Raw genomic sequence first — 16,830 nt, 5'->3', positions numbered from 1 at the left:
ATTCTTACTATCTTTTCGCTTTTCTAGCGTTAATTTTGAATGAAATTCCATTTCCAATAGGAATTCCTTTTCATTTTCCAAGTTCTGGGTTTTCAACATTTCTCTTGAGTGCCCCAAGAACAAAAGCACCAATAACAGTACCAACAACAAGTGAGAAGATGTATCAGTATCATTTTTGAGCAACGATAAATACGAATACCCCCCCGTGAGGAGCAGGAATTGATGCTCCTAAACCTGCTGATAAAGCACCTGCAATAGCTGAAGCAATAATTGATGAAAGGATAACTCTAAGTGGATCAGCTGCTGCATAAGGAATTGCACCTTCAGTAATAAATGAAATTCCCATTAAATAGTTGATTTTTGAATCATTTCTTTCTTTTTTAGTGAATTTTTGTGGGAATAAATCTGCTGCTAAAGCAATAAGAAGAGGAGGAACCATACCACCAACCATAACAGCTGCCATAATTCATGGTTGATTAATTCCAGCTGGATCTAATGATGCTACACCGATAGTGTAAGCAACTTTGTTGATTGGACCACCCATATCAACCGCCATCATACCAGCAAGTAAAGCGCCAACACCAATTTTAAATCCAATTGATATACTTGCATTTTTACCAACGATGTATTCAAGACCTAAATTAATGTATTTATTTAAGTAAGCTAATGGTGTATTAACAACAAAGAACATAATAAGAGCAACAATTAATAGTCCTAATAATGGATAGATAAGCATAGGTTTGATTCCATCCATTGATTTAGGAAGTCAAGTAAAGGCTTTACCAAGTAAAACTACTACATAACCTGCTAAGAATCCTCCAATTAAGGCACCAAGGAATCCAGCATTTGAACCAGTTTGAGAAACCATAAAGCTTGAACTTGCTGCTATAGCTCCAGCTGCCATACCAACTGCTAAACCAGGACGACCAGCAATTGAGTAAGCTATATATCCAGCTAAAACTGCTAACATGAATCCAAAAGCAAATTGTCCTGAATCCATAAAGAATTTAGCTAAAACTGAGTATGAACCGAAATTTTGACCAACAGCTTCAGTTCCATAGAAAGAGTCAATAAGGAATGATAATGCAATTAAAATTCCACCACCAATAACGAATGGAAGCATATGTGAAACACCACTCATTACATGTTTATAAACAGTTTGAATAAATGTAGGTTTAGTTGCTTGAGTTGTTTTTTTCTCAACACCTTTAGGTGAATAAATTTCTACATTTTCGTTCAATACCTTATTAATTAAGTTTTCAGGTTCTTTAATTCCCTGAGTAACAGAAGCTTGTAAAAGTTTTTTACCAACAAAGCGATCTAATTCTACGTTAGTATCAGCTGCAATAATTACCCCAGCTGCTTTTTCAATTTCAGAATCAGTTAAAATATTTTTAGCTCCGCCTGAACCTTGTGTTTCAATTTTAATATCAACATTTAGTTTTTTTGCTGCATTTTCTAATGCTTCTTGAGCCATATATGTATGTGCTATACCAGTTGGACAAGAAGTAATTCCAACTAAAAATACTTTATCTGAATTTACTTGTGCTACTTCTCTAGCATTGATTTCATCTTCTTTAACTTCAATTAAGTTAAGTAATTCTTTTGCTGATTTAGAATTTACTAATTTATTAATAAACTCTTTATCTAAAAGCATTTTACTTAATTTTGCAAGTACTTCTAAATGTAAGTTTTCTTCACCTTTAGTTTCTGGTGCTGCAATTAAAAATACTAATTTAACATCTTGTCCATCTAGTGATTCATAATCCACACCATTTTTAATTACTAAAGTTGCTAATGCAGGTTTTTTAACGAATTTTCCTCTACCGTGAGGAATTGCTAAACCATCACCAAGACCAGTTGTAGATTGCTTTTCTCTGTCCCAAACAGCTTTAGCAAAAGCATCTTTATCAGTTAAAATATCATTTTTGAATAATAAATTAACAGCTTCATCGATTACTTCAGATTTATTCTGAGCTTTAGAAAGAACATTAATTGTCGATTCTGATAAGAGATCTTTTATTCTCATTTTTTACCTCCTTTAATGAGTTTTTCAATTTCGTTTTTTGTGGCGATACCTTTATTAAATGCTGTAGCTGCACCACAAGCAATTGAGAAAGATAACGCACTTTGAAAGTCTCTTGATTTATCATATTCATAGATAAATCCAGCAAGCATACTATCTCCTGCACCAACAGTGTTTTCTACATTTCCTTTATATGTGTGTTCATGATAAACTTTTTTATCATTTGTAACTAAGATTGCACCTTTAACACCTAAGGAAACTAAAACATTTCTAGCACCTAAGTTAATTAATTGACTCGCTTTTTCTACAATTTCTTCATTACTTTTTAATTTAGTTCCAAATATTTCTTCAAGTTCGTCTAAATTAGGTTTAATGAGAAATGGATTGTATTTTAGACAAGATAATAAATAGTTTTTAGTAGTATCTAAGAATACTTTAATTTTTTTATTTGAAACTAACTTAAAGATATTTTCATAAATAGTATTACTAATTGAACTTGGTATATTACCTGATAAAACTAAAATATCGTCATCTTTTAAATTCAAAAGCATTTCATATAAACTGCTTAGGTTGTCCTCACTAATAACTGGACCATTTGCATTAATAGCACTTTCACTATCTTTATCATTGATTTTTACATTAATTCTAGTGATTCCATTCACTTCGACAAATTTGTGTTCTATGTTTAAATCATTTAAACTAGACTTAACAAATTCTCCAACAAAACCACCAACAAAACCTAAAGCAATAGATTTAGTGTTTAAATTTTTTAATAATATAGATACATTAATTCCTTTTCCACCAACTTGGTAGTTTTCTTGTATCGATCTATTAATTTCGTTTTCTTTGAAATTATCTGATAATCTAACTTGATAATCTAGTGCTGGTGATAATGTAACTGTATAAATCATTAATTTTCTCCCTTCATTTATAATTCTACAAAATTCTACAAAATTCTTTAAAAACTGCACTAAAATTACAAAAATCTACAAAAAACTGGAAATAATTTTCACATTTTATAATTCAAAAAGTGCAATTATGATATATTTTAAATATATTAAGAGGTAAAAATGTTAAAGAAACAAAGACACGAAATAATAATAAGCGAAGTTAACTCTAAGGGTGTGGCAACATTAAAAGAGTTATCAAAATTAATGAAAGTTTCTGAATCTACAGTAAGACAAGATGTAATTGAACTTGACCAAAAAAATTTAATTAAAAGAGTTCATGGTGGTGCTTATACTAGAGATAATAAGGCTTTAAATTTGGATATTTGACTTGAATCAAGAGAGCAACTCGAGCAAGACGCAAAAATGAATATTGCGCAAAAAGCACTTGAGTTTATAAAAAACAAGAGTTTGATTTTCATTGATGCTGGTACTACCACAAATGAGTTAGCTAAACTTTTACCTAATTCTAAAATTTGTGTTGTAACTAATTCTTTCAGTGTAGCTAACACTCTAAGAAATAAAAGTGAAATCGAAATAATTTTAATTGGTGGTAATGTTAAAAAAACAACATCTAACGTAATTGGTTCTCTTGCAATTGATAATCTAAGTATGTTTAACTTTGATGCGGGTTTTTTTGGAGCTAATGGATATGAAAAAAATGTGGGTTTCACAACTCCAGAACTACAAGAATGTTTATTTAAGAAAGCTGCATTAAATAAAAGTAAAGAAAAATTTATTTTGCTAGACGAAAGTAAACTAAATATGAATTATAAATTTAGCTTTGCTTCAAATAAAGATGATCTAACTTTAATTACCAACGCTGATAAAGATGACATTTCTTTTGAAAAGACAATTTTTGTTTAATAAAAAAACGAGTCGTTTAGTAATTGACTCATTTTTTTATTAAAAATTATTTTTTAGCATTTTCTTTATCTAATTTTAGAGCTGCACTACGAGCTGCTTCTCAAACAATTTCATTGAATGTTGGGTGTGGATGAATAGTGTGAGCTAATTCGTGAACTGTAACTTCTTGTTCCATTGCTAAAGCAATTTCTGCAATATAATCAGTTGAGTTTGCACCAACAATACTTGCACCAAGAATTTCACCGAATTCTTTATCTACAACTAATTTTACAAATCCTTCAGTTTGAACTGTAGCAATTCCTTTACCTAAATATTCAAATAAGTATTTTGAACTGAATACATTTCTTCCAGCTTTTTTAGCTTCTTCTTCAGTCATACCAATAAATGAAATTTCAGGAGTTATATAAATACATCCAGGTACTGCTTTTCCATGGTATGTAGATTTTTCTTTGTTTCCTAAAATATGTTGAACAGCTACAAGAGCATGTGCATAAGCAACGTGAGCCAACATGTTTTGAGCTGTCACATCACCGATTGCATAAACACCTTTAACATTTGTTCTTTGGTGTTTGTCAACAAGAACTTCATTAATTTTTCCTAATTTAATTCCAACTTCAGCAAGACCTTCAGAGACTGGTGCTCTACCTGTAGCTGTTAAAATTAATTCAGCTTCAACAGCAACCTCTTTAGAATCTAATGTGTAATATAATTTACCATTTTCAAATTTATTAGTTTGAACGTTGAATAATACTTCAACTCCCATGTCTTTTAATGCTTTAGCAGCTGCTTTACCAACCTCAGCATCTGAACCTGGAAGTAATCTATCTGTATTTTGCAATAATGTAACTTTAGTTCCACTTAATGAAAATACTTGAGCAAATTCAACACCAATTACTCCACCACCGATAATTACAAGAGATTTAGGTAATTTTTCTTTATAATTAATTGCTTCACGTGAAGTAACAATTTTACCTTGTTCATATCCTTCTTTGAAACCTGGAATCATATCGAGTTTTTTAGGTCTTGAACCAGTTGCTAAAATTAAATTTTTAGCTCTATAAACTTTTCCGTTTACTTCAATTTCACGAGCTCCAACGAATTTAGCTTCAGCTTCTAAAATTTTACATTTTGAACCAAGCATTAAGTTTCTAACACTTCCAGAAACTTTATTTACAACACCTTCTTTTCTAAGGTGCATTTCTTTTCATGTTTTTTCTTCATCAAATTTAATTTTGTCAAAGTTAGCAACTAAACCATATTTTGAAGCTGTTTTAACTTCATGAATCATTTCAGTAGATTTTAATAATGCTTTTGTTGGAATACATCCAGTATTTAAACAAACTCCACCTCATGCTCATTTTTCAACAATTAAAGTTTTAAGTCCTGATTTACCAGCTTCCTCAGCTGCTAAATATCCACCAGGACCTGAACCTACAACAATAACATCGAATTCTTCTTCGATAGCACCATTATATACTTTACCTTCTTCTAATTGAGCTTCTGATTCGACTTTTTCTTCTTTTTTAACTTCTGAAACTGGTGCACTTGGTTGTGAAAAACTTGAAAAGTCAATTAAACTATTGTCAACTGTAACTTCTCCAACAACACTAGCTCCACCCTCATTGTCAGCTTTAGTTTCAACAGATGCATTATTATGAACCTTACCATCGTCAATTAAGAAAATATCTTGACCAACGTGAATTGTGTCACCTTTGTTCATCATAATTTTTTTAATTGTTCCACTAACTGGAGAAGGAATGTCTGAAGTTACTTTATCTGTTTCTACTGAGAAAAGAGAGTCACCTTCTTTAACTGAATCACCTTCTTTGAAGAAGATTTCAGCAACAACTCCTTCATGTAAACCTTCACCAATATCTGCAAATTTAAATGTGTAAAATGTGTTTGAATCATTTGATGAAGTTGCACTACTTTGAGCTGATTTTTCTTCAACAACTTCAGCACTATCACCTGAACCATCATCAATTAAGAAGATTTCTTGACCAACGTGAATTGTGTCACCTTTGTTCATCATAATTTTTTTAATTGTTCCACTAACTGGAGAAGGAATGTCTGAAGTTACTTTATCTGTTTCTACTGAGAAAAGTGAGTCACCTTCTTTAACTGAATCACCTTCTTTGAAGAAGATTTCAGCAACAACTCCTTCATGTAAACCTTCACCAATATCTGCAAATTTAAATTTATACATTATTAATATACTCCTAACACTTCTGGTTTTTCAAGTAATTCTTTTACTCTAGATGCAAAACGTCCAACTTCAGCACCATCGATTCAACGGTGGTCAGCAGCTACAGTAACATACATAACTTTTCCAGGTACAATTTGTCCATTTTGAATTACTGGTTCATCAATAATTGCACCAACCCCACAAATAGCTAATTCTGGATAGTTAATAACTGGAACTCCAAATAATGAACCTACTGAACCGTAGTTTGTAATTGTGAATCCTGCACCTTTCATTTCATTAGGTTTAATTGTTCTTTTTCTAGCAGCTGAAGCTAATCTTGTAACTTCAGAAGTAATATCAAGAATACTTAATCTATTAGCATCATTAATTACAGGTACCATTAATCCAGCTTCAGTATCAACAGCAATACCAACATTTACTGAACCTGGATAATCTAATGTATTTTCTTTTTCATTGTATTTAGCAGCGAATTTAGGGAATTCTTTAAGTGCAATAGCAACTGCTTTAACAATATAAGGTAAGAAAGTTAATTTAACATTTTCTTTTTCAAAAACTAAATCTTTAATTGAAGCTCGTAAGTTTCACAATCTAGTCATATCAACTTTGTGCACTAAGTTTGTATAAGCAACATTATCTCATGAGTTTGTCATTGCTTTAGCAATAGCCTTTCTCATTGGTGAAACTGGTTCTGAATGAGCTTCAAATGTTGGTTTGATTGGAGTGGTTGGGACAGCTGGTGCTTGAGCAGGTTGAGAAACTGCAGCAGCTGGTGCGGTCTTGAAGTTTTTAATGTCATCCATTAAAATTCTTCCACCAATTCCACTTCCTTTTACTTCTTCTATATTAATACCCATTTTAGCAGCAAGAGCTCTAGCAATAGGTGTTGATTTAACAGTCATATTTTCTCCTCCTACTTTCTAAAATTTGAATGTCATCAATTCTTTAACTTTTTCAATAATTTTGTCATCATTGATTGCGTGGAACCCTTCACCTTTAGCTAGGGGAACTGTGATATCATATCCAGTAACTCTAGCCATAGGAGCTTTAAGGAATTCAAATGCTTTTTCATTTACACTAGCCATAATTTCAGCTGATACTGAGAATGACTTAACAGCTTCATGTACAACTAATAAACGTCCAGTTTTCTTAACTGAGTTAATAACAGTTTCTTTATCTCAAGGTTTAATTGTTCTTAAGTCAATGAGTTCAATTGAATAACCAGCTTTTTGTTCGTTAAGTTTCTTAATAGCATTTAAACAATCATGAACTTGAGCACCATAAGTAACAATTGTAAGATCATTACCTGGAATTAAAACATTAGCTTTACCAATTTCAACTTGGTACATTCCAGCAGGAATTTCTTGTTTTCCAGCACGGTAAATTTTCTTAGGTTCTAAGAATACAACAGGATCTGGATCATTAATCGCAGCAAGTAATAATCCTTTAGTATCATAAGGAAAGGCAGGCATTACCACTTTTACTCCTGGTACATGAGCGTAAATAGCTTCAAGAGCTTCAGAGTGGTGTTCAAGAGCTCTAATTCCTCCACCCATAGGCATTCTAATAACCATAGGACATGTAAATCTTCCTCTTGAACGGTTTCTAATTCTAGCAGCTTGTGTGAAAATTTGTTGCATAGCTGGATATGAGAAACCTGAGAATTGAATTTCACCAATAGGTTTCATACCTGTTAATGCTGCTCCAAAAGCTACCCCAGCAATAGCTGCTTCAGAAATAGGTGTATCAAATACTCTTTTATCACCATATTTCTTTTGAAGACCTTCAGTAGCTCTGAAAACTCCACCTTCAAAACCAGCATCTTCACCAAAAACAACAACCTTAGGATCATTTTCCATAGCAAGATCCATTGCATGAGTTAAAGCTTGGATATTATTTAATATTAATTTATCTGCCATGATTATTTCCCTCCTTTATTGCTTCAAAATTTGATAGCTTCTTCTTTTTGTTCTTTAAGATCAGGTGTTAAAGTTGCATATGTGTAATCAAAAATATCATTAATATCTGTGTTTACAAGTTTAAGGTGTTCTTCATATGTTTGTTTTACTTTAGCAAGTGATTCTTCTCAAATTTGTTCTTTTTGTTCATCTGTAAGTACTTTAATATCTTTAAGATATTTTTCAAAACGGTGCATTGGTTCTCATTTTTCTTGTTCTTTTTCTTGTTCTTCAGTTCTATAAATTCTTGGGTTATCTGAAGTTGTATGAGGACCTTGTCTTCATGTTATGAATTCAACAATAACTGGTTTAGATTCGTTTTTAGCATAATCAATAGCTTCTTTAATAACTTCATAACTTGCTAAAAAGTCATTTCCATCTACACGCACACCAGCACAACCAAATGCATGCGCTTTTCCAGAAATTGTTGGTGAAATTGTTTCTAAATGATTTGGTGTTGAAATAGCTCATTGGTTGTTGTTAACACAAAATACTGCCGGTCATTCTTGAACAGCTGCAAAGTTAACACCTTCGGCAAATTCACCTTCAGTTGTTCCACCATTACCAATAAAAGTAACTGCAGCACCACCAGTTTTTTGTTGTTTTAATCCATAAGCTACACCAGCACAGTGTGAAATTTGACTAGCAATAACAATGTTAACTGGTACAACATTGCTTTCTGTAGGAGTTTTAGCCCCATTTTCATTTCCATTTCAATATAACATTTGATTTAAAACAGGAACACCTAATGCTAACATAGCAGCGTTTGAACGAAAGGCTGGTAAGAATCAGTCTTTTTGTTTATCCATAGCAAAAGCTGTTGCTACTTGAAGAGCTTCTTCACCAAGGTTAGGAGCAAAAGTTAGCATACGTCCTTGTCTTTGTAATTGAAGCATGTAAAGGTCTTGTTGTCTTGATAAAACCATTCATTTGTATGCTTCTAGTAATCTCTCAGGCGATAATTCAGGTTTGAATTTTTTGTCAATAAGATTACCATCAATATCTAGATGACGAACCATTACATTAGGATCGTCCATAACGTTGATTTTCCCATCAACAACTACATATTTATAGTTTTTCATATTACCCTTCCTATCTAAAATTTAATTAATTTTTAGTTCTATATATAGTAATTTTATATATACAACATTTATATTATAAGACATTTCATTGACATAAATTTTATAAGCAAGTTATAAAAATCATAATATGGAAACAAATCCACTAAAAATATAAAAAATCCTGATTTATAGGTACTTTTAATTTTCATCTTTAATTTTCTGTATTGAAATTGCTAATTTTTGTGGAACGATTTTGCACAATTCCTCAAGTGATGCATTGTAAATATTTGAGTATGTTCCAAAGTGCTCAAGTAGTCTTTTTTCAATTGCTGGACCTACACCTTTTATCTTAGAAATTCTTCCTTCAAGTGTTGAAGTAAGATGTCTTTTTCTAAAGTGAGTTTTCGCAAAACGGTCAACTTCAAATTGAACATATCTTAAGAAATTAAGTAGATTATTTGAAAATTTATTTATATGAATATAATCACTGTTTATTATTGCTTTAGTTTCATGTTTACTATTTTTTACTAGTGAAATAATATTAAATTTATCAATATTTAGTTCTTTAAGAGCTCGCTTAGCTTCATATAATTGTTCTTCAGCTCCGTCAATAATAATCAAATCGCTTTCTGGATTAAAACTATTTTGAGCAAAATATCTTTTCACTGTTAAATACATATATTGAATATCAGATTTACGATCATTTTTAGTTAAATAGTTAGAATGATTAAATTTTTTGTAGTTACTTTTTACACTTTGAATTCCATTAAAATAAACTACAGCACCAACAGGTTCAAAATTTTGTAATGTTGAATTATCAAAAACAATTAAATTTTGAATTTTTGGTAATTCAAGTATTTTTTTTAGCTCAAAAAATGCTTGTAAATGTTTTGTTTCACGTGAATTGTCAACTTTTAAAATATTATCTTTAATATTTATTTCATTTTGAGCTTCACAAAGATCTTGAATTTCTTTAAGAATTCCTTTTTTAGGAAATTTTATATTGAAGAATAACATCAAATCGTTTATTAACTCTTCATCTTTAGAATTGAAAATTGCACTATCGCAAGTTTCATGATTATCATAAAATTGCTCAAAATAATTTTGGAGATCACTATTAATAGATGTGATAATTTCAATTACATCAAATTCTTTATTCAAAAGAATTCCATATCTATAAAATAGTACTGTGATGTAAATTTTGTTATCAGTAATTTTAATTGCAAAAACATCAATATTTTTTTGAGTTTCAAGCTCAACAACCTGTGAATCTCTCATCTTTGTAAGTGTTGAAATAGCACTTTTATAGTCATTGGCTAATTCGAAGTTTCAAATTTGTGCTGCTTCATGCATTTTAGAAGTTAATTCGTTCACAAATTTAGAATTTTTTAAGTTTAAAACTGTTTTAGCCTCACTAAATTTTTTACTTCAATAATTTATATTTTTATTTTTAATCGGAAGTCCATTTTCATATAAAAATTCCCGCTCCATTATCTTTACTAAATTTGAAGCATTTAAACCTGAAGGAAATGGTCCAAAATAAAAAACTGAATCATCTTTAAGTTTTAATAAATTTCTTTCTAACTTAAATTTAAGTTTATTTTCAACTCAGATTTTTAAATATGGATAACGTTTATCATCAATTAAAAGAATGTTAAAAGGTGGGTGATACTTCTCAATTAAGTTTTTTTCAAGAATTAATGCTTCCTGTTCTGTTTTAGTTAAAAAAACTTCAAAATCTTCGATATTTTCAACTAAAGTATTAGTTTTATAAGAATTTAATCTGCCTTCAAAATATTGTTTCATTCTATGTTTAAGACGTTTTGCTTTACCAACATATAAAACATTTCCTGAATAATCTTTTCAGATATATACACCAGGTTGATTAACTAAATTATCTATTCTTTGTTCAACATTCATTTTTAATCCTTTGTTTAATTATAGTAAATTAAATAATATAAATAACTATCTATCATATAAAAATATATTGGTAAAATATAACTATGAAAAAATTCAAAGAAATTTTTAAATCAAGCGAAATGCGTCTTGCAGAAAAAAATCTGGTTCAAATTAATAAACTTGAACCAGAAATTTCAAAGTTGTCTAATCAAGAATTACAAGAAAAAACAAATGAGTTTAAAAATAGATTAATTAATGGTGAAACTACTGATGATCTTAGAGTAGAAGTTTTTGCTGTTTGTCGTGAAGCTACAAAAAGAATTTTAGGTAAACGTCCATATGATGTACAAATGCTCGGTGGAATTTTACTTGATCTAGGTTCAGTTGCTGAAATGAAGACAGGTGAAGGTAAAACAATTACTTCAATTGCACCTGTGTATTTAAATGCTCTTGAAGGTAAGGGAGCAATTGTTTCAACAGTTAACGAATATCTTTCTGAACGTGATGCTCAAGAAATGGGTCAAGTTTTTAATTTTTTAGGTTTAACAGTTGGTTTAAATAAAGCGCAAATGTCCCAAGATGCTAAACGTGCCGCTTACGCTGCAGACATTACTTATTCAGTTCATGCTGAAATGGGATTTGACTATCTTAGAGATAATATGGTCTCAAATATGTCTGAAAAAGTTCAACGTGGATTACATTTTTGCTTAATTGACGAGGTGGACTCAATTTTAATTGATGAAGCAAAAACACCACTCATCATCTCTGGTGGTGAAGGAGAGGACACTCAACTTTATTTTGCTGCTGATCAATTCGTTAGAACACTTAATGAAGATGACTACGTTATTGATGATGAATCAAAAGCGATTAATTTAACTAACTCAGGAATTGAAAAAGCTAACAAATTCTACAAAATCAATTCACTTTATGATATTGAAAATAGTGAAATAGTGCACAGAATTGCTAACTCTCTTAGAGCTCACAAAATTATGAAAAACAATGTCGAATATATTGTAAGAGAAGGAAAAATCGAATTAGTTGATGCCTTTACCGGACGGATCATGGATGGTCGTAGTTATTCTGAAGGTCTTCAACAAGCATTACAAGCTAAAGAAATGGTTGAAATTGAACCAGAAACCAAAACTTTAGCAACCATTACTTATCAAAACTTTTTCCGTATGTTTGATAAACTTTGTGGAATGACTGGTACAGGTAAAACTGAAGAACAAGAATTCATTGATATCTACAATATGCGTGTAAATGTTGTTCCTACTAACTTACCTATCGCTCGTGTTGATGAACCTGATGCAATTTTTGCTACAGCAAATGCAAAATGAAAAGCTGTTGTTGAAAAAATTGAAGAGCTTTACAAAAAGAAACAACCTGTACTTGTTGGTACTGCTCAAATTGAAGACTCTGAGATAGTTCATGAACTGCTTTCAAGAAAAGGAATTCCTCATCAAGTTCTTAATGCTAAGCAAAATGCTGCTGAAGCTGAAATTATTGCTAAAGCTGGAGAAGTTGGGGCTGTAACAATCGCAACAAATATGGCTGGTCGTGGAACTGACATTAAACTCGCTAAGGAAGCTCTTGAACTTGGGGGACTTTATGTTTTAGGAACTGATAAAGCTGAAGCTAGAAGAATTGACAATCAGCTTAAAGGTCGTTCAGGTCGTCAAGGGGATGTTGGTACAAGTAAATTCTTTCTTTCACTTGAAGATCAATTAATGAAACGTTTTAGTAGTTATGAAAGTTTCCAAGAGGCATACAGAGATGCTGGAGATAAAGAAATTACAAACAAAAATCTTAATTTTGGTTTTAATCACGCTCAAAAGAAAATTGAAGGATTTAACTATGATTCACGTAAATCGGTTCTTAATTACGATGATGTTATTCGTCAACAACGTGATTTAATTTATTCACAAAGAGATTTAATCTTGCTTACTGAAGATGCTTCGTTTATCGTTGAAAGAATGATTAAATTTAGCATTAAATCTATCACTAATAATGAAGAATATAAACTCCACAACGGAAGTTTCGATTATCAAAGTTTGGTTAATTTCCTAAATAAAAATATTGGTGAAGTTATTAAATATCAATTTTCTCTTGAAGAAGTCAAAATGATTCATGAACAAGATCTTCCTGAATATATTTCTAAGAAAATTATTGAACTTTATCAAATTTGAAAAGAAAATGCTTTAATAAATTATGATGCTGAATACATTAATGAACAACTTCGTCACATTATTTTAAGAATACTTGATGATAAATGACAAAATCATATTAATATAATGGATAAGCTTCGTTCAAACACTAACTTAGTTCAATACGCGCAAAAAAATCCATACCAAACTTACACTGAAGAAGGTACAAGAAAATTTGAATCAATGCTTGAAAATATTGCTTATGAAGTTATGCTTGCGGTATTTAGAAGTTCTATTGGTAGAAAAACTAATATTACAAGAGAAATGAAAAGTGATCCGATTTTCATCCAACTTTCCAGAACTTATACATTTATACCTACTTTAAGTTATGAAGAAAATGAAAAACAATTAATCGAATTGTATAAAACAGTTAAAAGAAGAATTGAAGAATTAGAGAAACCAAAAGAGTAAAAAACTTTGGTTTTTTTAGTCTTTTTTTGACTAAAAAATCATTTTAAAAATTTGGGTTTTACTATATAATAAATAAGCATTTAATATATAAATATTAATATGCCTCTAGCTAGTGGGAGATTTATTCAAGAAGATCGCTAGTACCACATATATCGAAAGGATACAAACATGGCTAAAAAAGAAGTAGTTCGTGTTGCTAAATTGCAATTCAACGCTGGTCAAGCTAAACCAGGTCCAGCTCTTGCCGGAGTTGGAATTAACATGCCTGAATTTACTAGAGCATTTAACGACGCAACTAGAGATAGAGGAAGTGAACCAGTTCCTGTAGAAATTACTGTATATAAAGATAAATCATTTGATTTTAAATTATTTACATCACCAGCTTCATTTAAACTTTTACAAGCTGCTAAATTATCTAAAGGTTCACAAAATTCAAAAACAACAATCGCTGGAACAATTTCAGTTGATCAACTTAGAAGTATTGCTGAATACAAATTACCAGATCTAAATACTGATGATGTTGAAGCTGCTATGGCAACAATTGCTGGTACAGCTAAAAACATGGGAATCTTAGTTGAAGGATACGATGATATTGCTCAAGCAAAAGCTGCTGCTAAAGCTGCTGCAAAAGAACAAGCTTTAAATAAAGCGAGAGAAGAATCACTTGCTAAAGCATCACAAGAATTAGTTGACTCAAAAGGTCAATCAATTAATGTTAATGTAATCGGTGAAGAAGAAAAAGGAGAAGAATAATGGCTAGAAAAGTTTCTAAAAAATTACAAGCTGCTAGAGATAGCTTTGATAGAACAATTGCTTACGATTTAGAACAAGCTATTGAAATTGCTAAAAAAACTTCTTATACAAAATTCGATTCTTCAATTGACCTTGCATTTAACTTAAACCTTGATGTTCGTAAAGCTGATCAACAATTACGTGGAGCTGTTTTATTACCATTTGGAACAGGTAAAAATGTTCGTGTATTAGTTGTTACAAACAACGTGGAAAAACAAAAAGCAGCTAAAGAAGCTGGAGCAGACATCGTTTTAGATGGACCAGCATTAGAACAAAAAATTAAAGAAGATGACTTTGATTTCGAAGTTATGGTTGCTGACCCAGCTATGATGCCTATTTTAGGTAAATACGGGAAAAAACTTGGACCTAAAGGTTTAATGCCTAACCCTAAAACAGGAACAGTTACACCTACACCTGAAAAAACAGTTGAAGAACTTAAAAAAGGTAAAGCTAACTATCGTACAGATAAAGCAGGTATTGTTCACTCATTAATTGGTAAATCAAGTATGCCTACTGAACACTTAGTTGAAAATGCTAAAGTTTTAATTTCTTTAATTAGAAAATTAAAACCAGCTGCTGTTAAAGGAACATACATGTTAAACTTAACAGTTTCAGCTTCAATGGGACCAAGTGTTAAAATTAAATTAGATAAATAATTTTAGAACGTTGATTAGTTTCAACGTTTTTTTGTTTAAATTTGGCTATAAATTTAAAATAAGTGTATAGAAAACACAAATGTGAAAAAAACACTTATTTTTTATATATGAAATATTTTGACTTTCCAAGATAAGAACAAAAAGATTATTTTTAGCGAAAGTTTTGCTATAAATAAAACTTTTTTAAAAATTTACATAGGAATTTTTAGGTTTTATTAAACTTTCCCACTTAGTAGTATAAATAAAACCACCAATTGGTGGTTAATTATTAGGGAAATCTAATAATTTATTTCTATAGTATTCATACTGTTGTTTTCTAAGTTTGATTTCTTTAGGGAGACCTTCATAAATTGAATTTGATATTTTATATAACTTATTCAATTTTTCAGAAACTAAATTTTGTATATCAATACTAGGTAAAGGAATATCTATTTTACCTAAATTATCGGTTGAAATTCTTATTATATTTGTACCACTTAAATATCTTTCTTTTTGTTTTAAAAATCTTTCAGTTGAGAAAAAATGATTTAAGAAATATGGATTTACATCTCCTCTAAAAATACACATGTCACTTGAAATTCCAATTTCATAATCACCGCTTCAAATACATGTTTTACATACGCCATCATTATCTTCAGAAGTTAATGCTATCATTAAATCATTCTTAATTGCCTTTTTAAGTTTCTTGAAAAGATCATTATTAGTAAAAGAATGCGTAAAATCAGTTTCAAACTTATATTTAGTATGTAACTCACCGTATCTAACAACAGGTCGACCACTATTTCTTATTTCTTTTTTTGTCAGATTATTACCTCTAATGAATACACCCAATTGATTTAAGGCTTTATTTTCAACAATACTTTCAGTTGCATATTTATTGGATAAAAATTTTAATAAATCATCATTAAAGCATAGTTCATTATAGTATTGATATTGTTTATTCCGGCGCTCCAACTCGCGCTCCAACTCTTTAACATAAATGTTGAATTTATCAAGTATTTTTACAATTTTGTTTTGTGTTTCTATTGATGGGATAGGGACTTTAACCTTTTCTATATCTGATTTGCCTATTGTAAATCTGATCTCACCATGAACTAATTTACATACTTCATCCTTAAATTTTTGACTATCGAAATAATAATTTAAATAGCACGATGTTATTCAATTATATGTCTTTAATCTTAATCTCATGATATGATAAGAATACACAGTATTTTTCAAATCTTGTGCTATAACTGAAGTGTTAAAAATATCATATTTAGTTTCAGAACTAGGAGTTATAAAAATATCTCCTTTTTTAACATCGCAACTAATTATTTTTTTATCTGATGTAGTAACACGCATTCTAGGAATTAATGAATCAATATATTTGTTTTTATATACATCCATGTAATTAAGTAATGTAACAAACTTTTCATTGTCATTAATTTTTTTATCAACTCCAGCACCAGTAACCACACCAATCTCACCTAAACTTTTTCACTCAACTTTTTCGTTTTTAATCAAATCTCAAATTTTACTCATAAATCTCCAATTGTTAAATTAATTATATTTTATTAATGCTTTTTTTGCTAATAAAAATATTATGCTACTAAATGAGAAAGTAGGATAACCAATAAAAATTCTTATGTAAATTTTATAAAAATGCAAAATTTTAAACATATTTGGTCAAAAAAACAACTTTTTAAATTATTATTGGAAAGTTAAGAGTTAAAATAAAAAATAAGTGTTTTTTCATATTTATATTTAACATGCACTTATTTAAATATTATTATGCTACTAACTGGGAAAGTAGGATAAAACAAT

At 30.1% G+C, this 16,830-nt stretch carries 12 protein-coding genes; 4 read left to right on the top strand and 8 right to left on the bottom strand.

What is annotated here, in order from left to right:
* Positions 1–7: 7 nt before the first annotated feature.
* On the bottom strand, positions 8–2,029 hold the full coding sequence (locus FRW55_RS00590; RefSeq protein ID WP_146368291.1) for a PTS fructose transporter subunit IIABC: 2,022 nt from the start codon (positions 2,027–2,029) through the stop codon (positions 8–10).
* Positions 2,020–2,937, bottom strand: coding sequence for a 1-phosphofructokinase (pfkB, locus tag FRW55_RS00585; protein ID WP_146368290.1), 918 nt, complete (start codon positions 2,935–2,937; stop codon positions 2,020–2,022). The genes FRW55_RS00590 and pfkB overlap by 10 nt, the downstream gene beginning before the upstream one ends.
* 159 nt (positions 2,938–3,096) lie before the next feature.
* Between pfkB and FRW55_RS00580 the strand changes: the two genes are divergently transcribed.
* Positions 3,097–3,840 carry a DeoR/GlpR family DNA-binding transcription regulator gene (locus tag FRW55_RS00580; protein ID WP_146368289.1) on the top strand — a complete coding sequence of 248 codons (744 nt, stop codon included), beginning with the start codon at positions 3,097–3,099 and terminating at the stop codon, positions 3,838–3,840.
* Between the two features lie 46 nt (positions 3,841–3,886).
* Here FRW55_RS00580 and lpdA read toward each other — a convergent pair whose 3' ends face one another.
* From lpdA to uvrC, 5 genes are all read right to left on the bottom strand, one after another.
* The gene (gene lpdA, locus FRW55_RS00575) at positions 3,887–6,046 is read right to left on the bottom strand and encodes a dihydrolipoyl dehydrogenase (RefSeq protein ID WP_146368288.1); all 2,160 of its coding nucleotides are present in this window, start codon (positions 6,044–6,046) and stop codon (positions 3,887–3,889) included.
* A gap of 2 nt (positions 6,047–6,048) precedes the next feature.
* The gene (locus FRW55_RS00570) at positions 6,049–6,945 is read right to left on the bottom strand and encodes a 2-oxo acid dehydrogenase subunit E2 (protein ID WP_146368287.1); all 897 of its coding nucleotides are present in this window, start codon (positions 6,943–6,945) and stop codon (positions 6,049–6,051) included.
* Positions 6,946–6,963: 18 nt separating this feature from the next.
* A complete protein-coding gene (locus FRW55_RS00565) occupies positions 6,964–7,962 on the bottom strand; it encodes an alpha-ketoacid dehydrogenase subunit beta (protein WP_146308870.1) in 999 nt (332 codons plus the stop codon).
* 2 nt (positions 7,963–7,964) lie between these two features.
* A complete protein-coding gene (gene pdhA, locus FRW55_RS00560) occupies positions 7,965–9,083 on the bottom strand; it encodes a pyruvate dehydrogenase (acetyl-transferring) E1 component subunit alpha (RefSeq protein ID WP_146308871.1) in 1,119 nt (372 codons plus the stop codon).
* A 177-nt stretch (positions 9,084–9,260) separates the two neighbouring features.
* On the bottom strand, positions 9,261–10,982 hold the full coding sequence (gene uvrC, locus FRW55_RS00555; RefSeq protein WP_146368286.1) for an excinuclease ABC subunit UvrC: 1,722 nt from the start codon (positions 10,980–10,982) through the stop codon (positions 9,261–9,263).
* A gap of 83 nt (positions 10,983–11,065) precedes the next feature.
* Here uvrC and secA point away from each other — a divergent pair, with 83 nt between their 5' ends.
* The 3 genes from secA to rplA all read left to right on the top strand — a co-directional run bounded on the left by secA (position 11,066) and on the right by rplA (position 15,024).
* Positions 11,066–13,576, top strand: a complete 2,511-nt coding sequence (gene secA, locus FRW55_RS00550; protein WP_146368285.1) for a preprotein translocase subunit SecA — start codon at positions 11,066–11,068, stop codon at positions 13,574–13,576.
* A 168-nt stretch (positions 13,577–13,744) separates the two neighbouring features.
* Positions 13,745–14,329: a 50S ribosomal protein L11 gene (rplK, locus tag FRW55_RS00545; protein ID WP_146367811.1), complete on the top strand. Its 585-nt coding sequence runs from the start codon at positions 13,745–13,747 to the stop codon at positions 14,327–14,329.
* Positions 14,329–15,024, top strand: coding sequence for a 50S ribosomal protein L1 (gene rplA / locus FRW55_RS00540; RefSeq protein ID WP_146367810.1), 696 nt, complete (start codon positions 14,329–14,331; stop codon positions 15,022–15,024). The genes rplK and rplA overlap by 1 nt, the downstream gene beginning before the upstream one ends.
* Positions 15,025–15,285: 261 nt before the next feature.
* Here the strand turns inward: rplA and FRW55_RS00535 are convergent, their stop codons facing one another.
* Complete coding sequence (locus tag FRW55_RS00535) at positions 15,286–16,548, bottom strand: restriction endonuclease subunit S (RefSeq protein WP_146368284.1); 1,263 nt, start codon at positions 16,546–16,548, stop codon at positions 15,286–15,288.
* Positions 16,549–16,830: the final 282 nt, after the last annotated feature.

Source organism: Mycoplasma anserisalpingitidis (assembly GCF_007859615.1).
GTDB lineage: Bacteria > Bacillota_I > Bacilli_A > Mycoplasmatales > Metamycoplasmataceae > Mycoplasmopsis > Mycoplasmopsis anserisalpingitidis.
This window is presented reverse-complemented; position numbering and strand designations above follow the sequence as displayed.